This is a genomic window from Nitratidesulfovibrio oxamicus (assembly GCF_015731765.1).
GTDB lineage: Bacteria > Desulfobacterota > Desulfovibrionia > Desulfovibrionales > Desulfovibrionaceae > Cupidesulfovibrio > Cupidesulfovibrio oxamicus.
Genome location: NZ_VRYY01000001.1, coordinates 1 through 10,358 on the forward strand (window position 1 = coordinate 1; position 10,358 = coordinate 10,358).

Annotated in this window: 11 protein-coding genes; 10 read left to right on the top strand and 1 reads right to left on the bottom strand. The window is 67.1% G+C overall.

The genetic code is table 11. The features are described from left to right. From FVW20_RS00005 to FVW20_RS00035, 7 genes are all read left to right on the top strand, one after another. Positions 1-1,249 (top strand): N-acetylmuramoyl-L-alanine amidase (locus tag FVW20_RS00005; protein WP_196607745.1); only part of this gene is annotated, 1,249 nt, incomplete at its 5' end. A gap of 238 nt (positions 1,250-1,487) precedes the next feature. Beyond that, positions 1,488-2,015, top strand: a complete 528-nt coding sequence (locus tag FVW20_RS00010) for an OmpH/Skp family outer membrane protein (RefSeq protein ID WP_196607746.1) — start codon at positions 1,488-1,490, stop codon at positions 2,013-2,015. A gap of 10 nt (positions 2,016-2,025) precedes the next feature. Next, positions 2,026-3,057, top strand: a complete 1,032-nt coding sequence (gene lpxD / locus FVW20_RS00015; protein WP_196607747.1) for a UDP-3-O-(3-hydroxymyristoyl)glucosamine N-acyltransferase — start codon at positions 2,026-2,028, stop codon at positions 3,055-3,057. Position 3,058: 1 nt separating this feature from the next. Next, a complete protein-coding gene (gene fabZ, locus FVW20_RS00020; RefSeq protein ID WP_007527376.1) occupies positions 3,059-3,523 on the top strand; it encodes a 3-hydroxyacyl-ACP dehydratase FabZ in 465 nt (154 codons plus the stop codon). Then, positions 3,523-4,323, top strand: coding sequence for an acyl-ACP--UDP-N-acetylglucosamine O-acyltransferase (lpxA, locus tag FVW20_RS00025; protein ID WP_196607748.1), 801 nt, complete (start codon positions 3,523-3,525; stop codon positions 4,321-4,323). Before fabZ ends, lpxA begins: the two co-directional genes overlap by 1 nt. A 183-nt stretch (positions 4,324-4,506) precedes the next feature. Continuing rightward, entirely contained in the window at positions 4,507-5,352 is an 846-nt protein-coding gene (locus FVW20_RS00030) for an LpxI family protein (protein ID WP_196607749.1), read from the top strand. A gap of 119 nt (positions 5,353-5,471) precedes the next feature. Continuing rightward, positions 5,472-6,656, top strand: a complete 1,185-nt coding sequence (locus tag FVW20_RS00035) for an aminotransferase-like domain-containing protein (protein WP_196607750.1) — start codon at positions 5,472-5,474, stop codon at positions 6,654-6,656. Positions 6,657-6,806: 150 nt separating this feature from the next. On the opposite strand, the gene FVW20_RS00040 is transcribed toward FVW20_RS00035, so the two are convergent. After that, positions 6,807-7,268, bottom strand: coding sequence for a pyridoxamine 5'-phosphate oxidase family protein (locus tag FVW20_RS00040; RefSeq protein ID WP_196607751.1), 462 nt, complete (start codon positions 7,266-7,268; stop codon positions 6,807-6,809). A 209-nt stretch (positions 7,269-7,477) separates the two neighbouring features. Here FVW20_RS00040 and pdxR point away from each other — a divergent pair, with 209 nt between their 5' ends. The 3 genes from pdxR to thiE form a co-directional block, all read left to right on the top strand. Next, the gene (gene pdxR, locus FVW20_RS00045; protein WP_196607752.1) at positions 7,478-8,938 is read left to right on the top strand and encodes a MocR-like pyridoxine biosynthesis transcription factor PdxR; all 1,461 of its coding nucleotides are present in this window, start codon (positions 7,478-7,480) and stop codon (positions 8,936-8,938) included. Positions 8,939-9,046: 108 nt separating this feature from the next. After that, complete coding sequence (gene thiM, locus FVW20_RS00050) at positions 9,047-9,850, top strand: hydroxyethylthiazole kinase (protein WP_196607753.1); 804 nt, start codon at positions 9,047-9,049, stop codon at positions 9,848-9,850. A gap of 5 nt (positions 9,851-9,855) precedes the next feature. Continuing rightward, positions 9,856-10,358 (top strand): thiamine phosphate synthase (thiE, locus tag FVW20_RS00055; RefSeq protein WP_196607754.1); only part of this gene is annotated, 503 nt, incomplete at its 3' end.

A 10,358-nucleotide genomic window follows, 5' to 3' on the forward strand; every position in this document is an offset into this window, starting at 1 on the left:
CACCGCAGCGGCCCAGCCGGGGAAGGCTGCACCTGCCGCCCCGGTAACGCCCGCCGCTCCGGTCTCCTCCGGCCAGCAGTCGGGCACCACGTCCGTGCCCGCGCGCAGGGGCAAGCCTGCCGTGCTGCGGCAGGTGTCATGGCGGGCGGACAACGACCGGGCCACCATCACCATCGAACTTTCGCGCGAGACGGAATGGCGCAGCCAGTATGCCGCGCCGGACAACGGCGCAGGCCGCCCGCCACGCCTGTACATCGACTTTTCCGATGCCCTGCCCGACGACGCGGTGAAGCCCGGCGCCAAGGTGTCCGGCGCGCTGCTGACGCGGGTTCGTTCAGACCAGCCCTCGTCCGGCCACACCCGGGTCATCCTGGATTTCAAGGCCCTCCGGCGGTACAAGGTGCAGGCCGTGCGCAACCCGTACCGGGTGGTCATAGAGGTGGGCGCCACAGATGCGGCCCTGCCCGATGGCCAGCGTCCCGACGATTCGCGGGTGTCCGTGCCCGTGCGCGAGGCGGACAAGGCCACGCCCTCCGCCCCTCCCAAAGACCTGGTGGAGCAACTGGGCCTGACCGTGCACACCGTTCTGATCGACGCGGGCCACGGCGGCAAGGATCCCGGCGCCATGGGCAACGGCATCGTCGAGCGCAACCTGACCCTGAAGATGGCCAGAATGGTGGGAGAACGCCTGCGCCGCATGGGCTTTTCGGTCATCTACACCCGCGACAGGGACGTGTTCGTGCCGCTGGACAAGCGCACGGCCTTCGCCAACGACAAGAAGGCCGACCTGTTCCTGTCGCTGCACGTCAACGCCAACAACGATCCGCGCATCTGCGGCTTCGAGACCTACTACCTCGACCTTGCGCGAACGGACAGCGCCACCCGCGTGGCCGCGCGCGAAAACGCCGTCAGCGAGAAAAGCCTCAGCGACCTGCAATTCATCCTCACCGACCTCATGCTCAACGCCAAGACCCAGGAATCCCGCGACGTGGCCAATTTTGTACAGGATTCCGCCCTTGGGCGGCTGCGGCGCGGCGGCTTTCCCGCACATGACAACGGCGTGCGCTCGGCCCCGTTCTACGTGCTGATGGGGGCGCGCATGCCCTCGGTGCTGGTGGAGCTTGGGTATTGCACCAACCCCGACGAGGCGCGCCGCCTGAATTCGGAAAAGTACCTCTCCACCCTGGCCGACGGCATTGCCGAGGGCGTGGCCACGTACAAGCGCAAACTTGCCCGTTTTTCGCAGTGATGTCGCGCCCCTTGACGCCCCATCGACAAGGGGATAACTGACCGCGAACCCCTGCATATCGCGCCCCCCGGCGCGGCATGCGGCAGGCGCCGGGGAAACGGTGCCAGCCGGGCGTCGGGCGGCGTCCGGCAACGTTCGGGGTACTCGCGAACCGGCATCCGCCGCGTCGCATTCATTGCAAGCTACGCCGGTTTCCGGCTGCCACTCATCCAAGGTGTTTTCAAAGGAGTCGCTTCGCATGCGTAGAGTTCTCATCCTGGCCGCGGCCTTCGTCCTTGCCTGGACCACCGTTGCCGTTGCCGCCGACATGAAGATCGCCATCGTCAACATGCAGGCCATCGCCTCCCAGAGCGAAGCCGCGCAGGACGCCCAGAAGAAGATGAAGGCCACCTTCGGCGCCGAAAGGGACCAGCTGGAAAAGCAGGCCAACGACCTGAAGAAGAAGGCCGAGGACATGAAGGTCCAGTCCGCGGCCCTGTCCGCCGAAGCCAAGGAAGACAAGAAGGTGGAATTCATCCGCCTGAAGCGCGACCTTGAGGACAAGACCCGCGCCTTCGCCCGCAAGGTGGAATCCGCCGAAGTGCGCGTGCGCCAGGAAATGGCCGCCATCATCCTGAAGGCCGCCAAGGAATACGGCGAGAAGAAGGGCTACACCCTGATCCTCGACGGCGCCGCCGCTGGCGTGGTGCACGCCGACAAGGCCATCGACGTGACCAAGGAACTGCTGGAAGAAGTGAACCGCGTGTACCGCGCGGGCAAGAAGTAGCGGGGGGCCGATGGCCAGACTGCTTTCCGAGTTGGCGGGGCTGCTGGGACTCGAACTGCGCGGAGAAGACCGCGCGATCGAGGGAGTGAACACCCTTGAGGCGGCAGGCCCCGCCGAGGTGAGCTTTCTGGCGAACCCCAAGTACACCCATCTGCTGGCGACCACCCGCGCAGGCGCGGTGATCGTGGCGGCAGAGCATGCGGACGCGGTGCCGTGCGCCCTGGTCAGCGCCAACCCGTACTTCGACTTCGGGCGTACCCTGGCCCTGTTCTCCAAGCCGCAGGGCTGCCTTTCGGGCGTGAGCGACATGGCGTTCGTGCACCCCGAGGCGGATCTGGGCGAAGGCTGCACCGTTTATCCCTTTGCATTCATCGGACCCCGTGCGCGCATCGGCGCGGGGTCCGTTCTCTTTCCCGGCGTGTACGTGGGCGAGGATTGCCGCGTGGGGGCCGGGTGCCTGCTGTACCCCAATGCAGTGCTGATGGCCGGGACAGAAATCGGCAACGGCTGCATCCTGCACGCCGGGGTGGTGCTGGGGGCCGACGGCTTCGGTTTTGCCCGCACCGACTTCGGCATCCAGAAGATTCCGCAGGTGGGCACCGTGCGCCTTGGCAACGACGTGGAGGTGGGGGCCAACACCGCCATAGACCGTTCGGTGCTGGGCGTGACCACCGTGGGCGATGGCACCAAGATCGACAATCTGGTCCAGATCGGCCATAACGTCGAAATGGGGCGCAACTGTCTCATCGTTTCCCAGGTGGGCATTTCCGGCTCCACCAAGGTAGGCGACGACGTGACCATGGCCGGGCAGGTGGGCGTTGCCGGGCACCTTTCCATCGGCAACGGGGTGACCCTGGGGCCGAAGTCGGGCGTTGCCAAGAGCATCCCGGACGGCGAAACCATGGGCGGCGCCCCCGCCGTGGACAAGGCCACCTACATGCGCACCCTGACCGTCATGCCCAAGCTTCCCGACATGTACAAGCGCATTGGCAAGCTCGAAAAAGAGCTTGAGGAACTGAAAAAGCTCGCCGCCAAGGAATGACATGACCGACCCCGCACAGAACATCCTCGACATCCGCCAGATTCTGGGCCTTCTGCCCCATCGCTATCCCTTCCTGCTGGTGGACAGGGTGACGGAATACGTCCCCGGCGAGTACATCAAGGGATACAAGAACGTGACCATGAACGAGCCGTTCTTCGAGGGGCACTTTCCCGGCGTGCCCGTGATGCCGGGCGTGCTGATCATGGAAGCCCTGGCCCAGGCCGGTGGCATCCTGGTGGTCAAGAGCACCGACACCCCCGTGGAAGACAAGCTGTTCCTGTTCACCGGCATCGAATCGGTGCGCTTCCGCAAGCCGGTCTACCCCGGCGACAAGCTGGAACTGCACTGCCGCCTGTTGCGCCACAAGCTGAAGCTGTGGAAGATGGAAGGCTTCGCCTACGTGGACGGCAAGCTGGCCGCAGAGGCGGTGATGACCGCCGCCGTGACCAACAGGGAGGACATGTAGTGGCCGCGCAGGTGCATCCTTCCGCGTTCGTGCATGAAAGCGCACGGCTTGGCGACGGCGTGGTGGTCGGCCCTTGCGCCGTCATCGAAGAGGACGTGGTCATCGGGGCGGAGTCGCGCATCGAGGCCTTTGCCTCGGTAAAAAGTCACACCCGCATGGGTGCGCGCAACCACATCCATTCCTATGCCTGCGTGGGCGGCGAGCCGCAGGACCTGAAATTTCACGGCGAAGTCACCACCCTGGAAATGGGCGACGGCAACACCGTGCGCGAGTTCGCCACGCTGCACCGGGGCACCGAGGGCGGCGGCGGGGTTACCCGCATCGGCAGCAACAACCTGCTGATGGCGTACACTCACGTGGCGCACGACTGCATTCTGGGCAGCGGCATCGTCATGTCCAACGGGGCGACCCTGGCCGGGCACGTGCACGTGGGCGACCACGTGATCCTCAGCGGCCTTTCAGCCGTGCACCAGTTCGTGCGCATCGGCGACCACGCCTTCGTGGGCGGCATGAGCGGCATCGCGCAGGACCTGCCCCCGTTCATGCTGGCCGTGGGCCACCGCGCCGGGGTGCACAGCCCCAATCTGGTGGGACTGCGCCGCATGCAGGCCACGCGCGAAGTCATCGCCGCGCTGAAGAACGCCTACCGGCTGGTCTGGAATTCCGAGGTGCCCCGCAAGGAGGCCCTGGAACAGCTGGAATACGAGCTTGGCAACTACCCCGAAGTTCTTCTATTCGTAGAATTCATTCGCGCCAGCGAGCGCGGCATTCTGCCCGCATCGCAGGGGACGCCCGTATAGCCCGTACGGAATGCATCGGCATTCCGCCAGGGGGGAAAGCGGGCCAGGGCCCCTTTCCCCCTTTCGCCGTTTTCTGGGGGGGCGACGAGGACAGGCGCGGCACGAATGCGGCGCCATGCCCGGCTGCACGGCAAGCATACGCACGAAACACACGCACACGGCACATACCCGCACGGGAGCAGCATGAGCAACGAATCCATCGGCATCATCGCAGGCAAGGGACAGTTTCCGGCGCTGGTGGCGCGCGGCGCGCGCGCCGAAGGGCTATCCGTGGTCATGTGCGGCTTTCATGGCCACACCGACGAGGCGCTTGAACACGAGGCGGACGCCTTCGCCATGCTGCATCTGGGGCAGCTCGGCAAGCTCATAGATTTCTTCCGCGACAACAACGTGCGCCGCCTGTGCCTGGCCGGGGCCATCAGCAAGCCGCGCGCGCTGGACCTGCGGCCCGACCTGCGTGCGGCAAAGGTATTGTTCCGCCTGCGGGCCAAGGGCGACGACGCCATCCTGCGCGCCGTGATCGACGAACTGGAATCGGAAGGTCTTGCCGTGGTGCAGCCCGCCTCGCTGGTGCCCGGCCTGCGCGCGCCCGAGGGAGTGCTGACCAAGCGCCCCCCCAGCGACGAGGAATGGGCCGACATCCGCTACGGCTGGCCTATCGCCCACGTGCTGGGGCGGCTGGACATCGGCCAGTGCATCGTGGTCAAGCGCGGCATGACCGTGGCCGTGGAGGGCATGGAGGGTACCGACGCCACCCTGCGCCGTGGCGGCGAACTGGGCGGCGAAGGGTGCGTGGCGGTGAAGGTGGTCAAGCCCGGCCAGGACGACCGCATCGACCTGCCCGCGCTGGGTGCGGGCACCATCCGGGTGCTGGCCGACTACGGCTACACCTGCCTTGCGCTGGAAGCGGGAAAGACCCTGTTCTTCGACCGCGAGGAAAGCATTGCCCTGGCCGACAAGCACGACATTTCGATCATTTCCATGCCGGAAGGGTTCATGGCGGGTGACGAGCCCGAGGTGGGCAACTGAAATCCGGCATCGCGCGTACGAGAGATTCCCGCAGGTTTCACTGCGTAATCGGCAGACCCCACGCGGGCCGGTTGCCCGCATAGATAGATGCCGTCCCGAAGGCGGCGGAGGAAACTGTAATGCGTCTTGCCCAACGCATGGAAAGCGTGCCCCGTTCCTACATCCGCGAAATCCTGAAGGTGACGGCGCAACCGGACATCATTTCCTTTGCAGGGGGGCTGCCGCATCCGGCGTCGTTCCCGGTGGACGCGGTGGCCAGCGCGGCGGCCAGCGTGCTGGAGGAAGCCGGGCCGGAAGCCCTGCAATACACCACCACCGAGGGCTTTCCGCCCCTGCGCCAGTGGATTGCCGACCGCTACAAGCGGCAGGGCATCAATGTCTCGCCCGACGACATCCTGATCACCACCGGCTCGCAGCAGGCCCTGGATCTGGTGGCCAAGGCGTGCATCGACCGGGGTGGCAAGGTGGTCATGGAGCGCCCCGGCTACCTGGGGGCCATCCAGTGCTTCTCGGTGTTCGGCCCGGACTTCGTCACCGTGCCCCTGACCCCGCGCGGGGTGGATACGGATGCCTTGCGCAAGGCTGCCACGGGCGCGCAGGTGTTCTACGCCGTGCCCAGCTTCCAGAATCCGTCCGGCATCACCTATGACGAGCAGACCCGCCGCGAGGTTGCCGAGATCATGGCCGAAACCGGCTGCCTGATGGTGGAGGACAACCCCTACGGCGAACTGCGCTTCATGGGGCAGCACCTGCCGCCGGTGCGGGCGTACATGCAGGCGCCCTCGGTGCTGCTGGGCTCGTTCTCCAAGGTGGTGTCGCCGGGCCTGCGCCTGGGCTGGGTGTGCGCGCCCCAGGAGGTGCTGAACCCCATGATCACCGCCAAGCAGGCCAGCGACCTGCACACTCCCGGCTTTACCCAGCGCATCCTGCACCGTTATCTCATGGACAACGACGTGAACAAGCACATCGCCTCCATCCGCGCCCGCTACGGCGCCCAGCGCGACGCCATGGTGCAGGCCATCCGCCGGCACTTTCCCGAGGACGTTGCCTGCACCGAGCCGGAAGGCGGCATGTTCCTGTGGTGTACCCTGCCCGGGGGCATTTCCGCCGAGGCGCTGTTCCACAAGGCCATCGAGCGCAAGGTGGCCTTCGTGCCGGGGCGTCCGTTCTACGTGGACGAGACCGACGACACCTTCCGCCTCAACTTCTCCAACTCCAGCCCGGAACTGATCGAAGAGGGCATCGCGCGCCTTGGGCAGTGCCTGCGCGAGTATCTGGGCAAGGGGCAGGCAGGCGCGGCGTAGGCGCGCACGTGCATCGTCGCTGGCGAACCCCGCGTTTGCCCGCCGACGCCGCAGTGACGATCGTCACAATGACGATGGGGCGCTCCGCCATGACGGCGGGGCGCCCCTTTCGCGTGCTGCGTTGCGCTAGGATACCCTCGGGGGCGGCCCTCAGGCGGGGTAGAACTTGCCCGTGCACGAGGTGACGTCCACGGCAATGACGGCGGTCATCTTCAGCATGTTGGGCGGGTAGCCCTTGCCAGCGTGCTGCGGGGTGTACTTGGCCACAATGGCGTCCAGCACGCGGGTCACGGTGGCGGTGTCCCGCACGATCGACGCGCGGCCCCGGATGATCACGCTTTCGTAGGCGGTGTTGGTGTCGCAGGGCAGGTCGGGGTGGTGGATGAGCGAGCGCATCTTGTCCACCTCGAACCCGACATGGGAGTTGCGCGTGATGTTGTTGAGCTTCTCGCCCGTGGCCAGTCCGTGGATGTAGACGATGCCGTCCATGACGGCGAAATGGACCGGCGTGACGTAGGGGCAGCCGTCAGGGCCGTTGGTGGCCAGCCTGCCCACAAGTTCCGTATCCAGCAGGTGGGCGATCTGTTCCGGCGAGAGGGGGTGGTCTTTCATTCTTGCCTGCACGGGAACCTCCGGGTAGATGTTATCTGTCCCCATGCTTAATGGATATTCCGCAGGCATGAATAGGGACAGTTCGCTTTTTCGAAAGCGGACAGCCCCGCAAGGGCAGCCGGGCAGTGTCATCGGATCACCGTTGCCCGCGCCGCCAGGCTTGCGCGCCGAAAGCCGACAAATTCGTCACCGTACCGCCGGAGTGTTCCATGCTGCACCTGGATGCCGCCGCCGATGCGCCGCTCTATCGGCAGATCTACCACCAGTTGAAGCAGGACATCCTTTCCGGCGCACTGCCGCAGGGCATGCGCCTGCCGTCCATCCGTGCCCTGGCCCGCGACCTGCGCGCCGGAAGGAACACGGTGGAAAATGCCTACGCCCAACTGGTGCTGGAAGGGTACGTGTCGGTGCTGCCGCGTTCCGGGTACCGGGTGAACGTGATCCAGCGCGACCTGCACGCACCGGAAGGCCCTGCGGCGCAAGGATGCGGAAAGGCGGAGCACCGCGAGGAGCCCGCCGCGCACCTGCCGGACTACGATTTCCATTACGGCAATCTGGATGCCGCCACCTTTCCCTACGTCGTCTGGCGCAAGCTGCTGTTCGCGGTCATGGAGGGCGCGCGGACCGGGCGCGTCGCCTCCGACGGCATGCACGTGTATGGCGATGCCCACGGCGACCTGCGCCTGCGCACCGAACTGGCGGCCTGCCTGTACCGCAGCCGGGGCGTGCGCTGCACTGCCGAACAGGTGGTCATGTGCAGCGGCCTGCAACCTTCGATCATGGCGGTGACGCGCCTGTTGCGCCGCGAGTACGACGAGGCGGAGCAGGTGCCACAGGTCGCCCTGGAAGACCCCGCCTACATCGGGGCCAGGCGGGCCTACGAGTGCTTCGGCTTTCGCACCGTTCCCATCCCCGTCAACGGCGACGGCATCGACGTGGCGGCGTTGCGGGCGTCGTCCGCGCGGGTGGTGCACATTGCCCCGTCGCACCAGTTTCCCACCGGCGCGGTGATGCCCATCTGCCGCCGCATGGAAGTCCTCAACTGGGCCACCGAGCACGGCGCGTGGATCGTGGAGGACGACTACGACAGCGAACTGCGTTACGACGGCAGGCCCATTCCCTCGTTGCAGTCCATCGACCGGCATGGCCGGGTCATCTATACGGGCACTTTTTCCAAGACCCTGTCGCCCGGCATGCGCATGTCGTACATGGTGCTGCCTGAACAGCTGGCGGAAAGGTTCCGCACGGTGTTCGCGGGGTTCCAGTGCACGGTGCCCTGGCTGGAACAGGCCGTGCTGGCGCGCTTCATGGCCGAAGGCCACTGGGAACGGCACCTGCGGCGCATCTGCCTGGCCAAGAAGCGCAAGCACGACGTTTTCGTGGGCATGGCCACCCGCCTGATGGGCGACGGGGTGCGCATCCACGGACACAACGCGGGGCTGCACCTGCTGCTGGAGGTTCCCGGCGGACCGGGCGAGGCCGCGCTGGTGGCGCGGGCTGCGGCGCACGGGGTGCGGGTGTATCCGGCATCGCCATTCTGGGCCGATGCGCGGCGGTATCCGGGCAACTGCCTGTTCATCGGGTACGGCATGCTGTCCGAGCCGGACATCGCGGCGGCCCTTGAGCGGTTGCGGCAGGCGTGGTTTCCCGCCGCCGCAATGCGGGGTTGACGCGACGTCCGCCGTTCGTAAGATGCGGCTGCGGCTTTCGGGGGTTCCGGGTTTCCGCCGTCTTGCCTAACGGGCCGACCCCACGCACGATTACGCAAAGGAGGGCACGTGCCCCATACCGAGCAGATATGGCGCAATGTTGATGCCGTGCGGCGTGAAGCGCCCCTGGTGCACAGCATCACCAACTTCGTGGTAATGAACGTTACCGCCAACGCGCTGCTGGCCGCCGGGGCCTCGCCCATCATGGCCCATGCGCGCGAAGAGATGGCGGAACTGATCAACATCGTCTCGGCCCTGGTGCTGAACATCGGCACCCTGAGCGCGCCGTGGATCGACAGCATGTTCCTGGCCGGGGCCGCCGCGCGCGAGCGGGGCCTGCCCGTGGTGCTAGATCCGGTGGGCGCGGGCGCTTCCACCCTGCGTACCACCACCGCCGCGCAACTCATGGAGCGGGTGCGCCCGGCCATCGTGCGCGGCAACGGTTCGGAAATCATGGCCCTGGCCGGTGCGGCAGGGGCCACGCGCGGGGTGGATTCCACCCGCGATGCCCACGCCGCAGCCGATTCCGCGCGGGCCTTGTCGCTCCGCCACCGCTGCGTCACCGTGGTCAGCGGGCCGGTGGACCTGATCACCGATGGCGACGAGGTGGTGTTGGTCACCGGCGGGCACGCACTGATGCCCCGCGTTACCGGCATGGGCTGCACCTCCACGGTGCTGGTGGCAGCCCACGCCGCCGTGGCCGCCAGCCCGCTGGAGGGCGCGGTAAGCGGCATGGCCGCCATGTCCGCCGCCGGAAGCATGGCGGCGGAGCGTGCCGCCGGGCCGGGCAGCTTTGCCATGCACTTCATCGACGCGCTGTACGCCCTGTCGGAAGCGGACATTCGCGCCCGCGTGCGGGTGGGGCGTCCGTGAGCGTCTTGCGGCGGAATACGGATTACGGGGTGTACCTGGTCACCGACCGCACCCTGTGCCGGGGCCGTGCCCTGACCGACGTGGTGACGGCGGCGGTGGCGGGCGGCGTGACCGTGGTGCAACTGCGCGAAAAGCATGCGGACACGCGCGAGTTCGTGGAACTGGCCCGCGCGCTGAAGGCGCTGCTGGCCCCGCGCGGCGTGCCCCTGCTGATCAACGACCGGGTGGACGTCGCCCTGGCCTGCGGGGCCGACGGCGTGCACGTGGGGCAGGGCGACATGCACCCCGCCGACGTGCGTGCGTTGCTGGGGCGCGCGGCCCTTGTCGGGTTGTCCGTGGAGGCCATGGCCCAGGTGCGCGAGGCGGAAACGCTTGATGTGGACTACCTGGGGGTGAGCCCGGTGTTTGCCACGCCCACCAAGGCGGACACCGCGCCGCCGTGGGGGCTGGACGGGTTGGCCCGACTGCGCGCCGCCACGGGGCGCACGCTGGTGGCCATCGGCGGCAT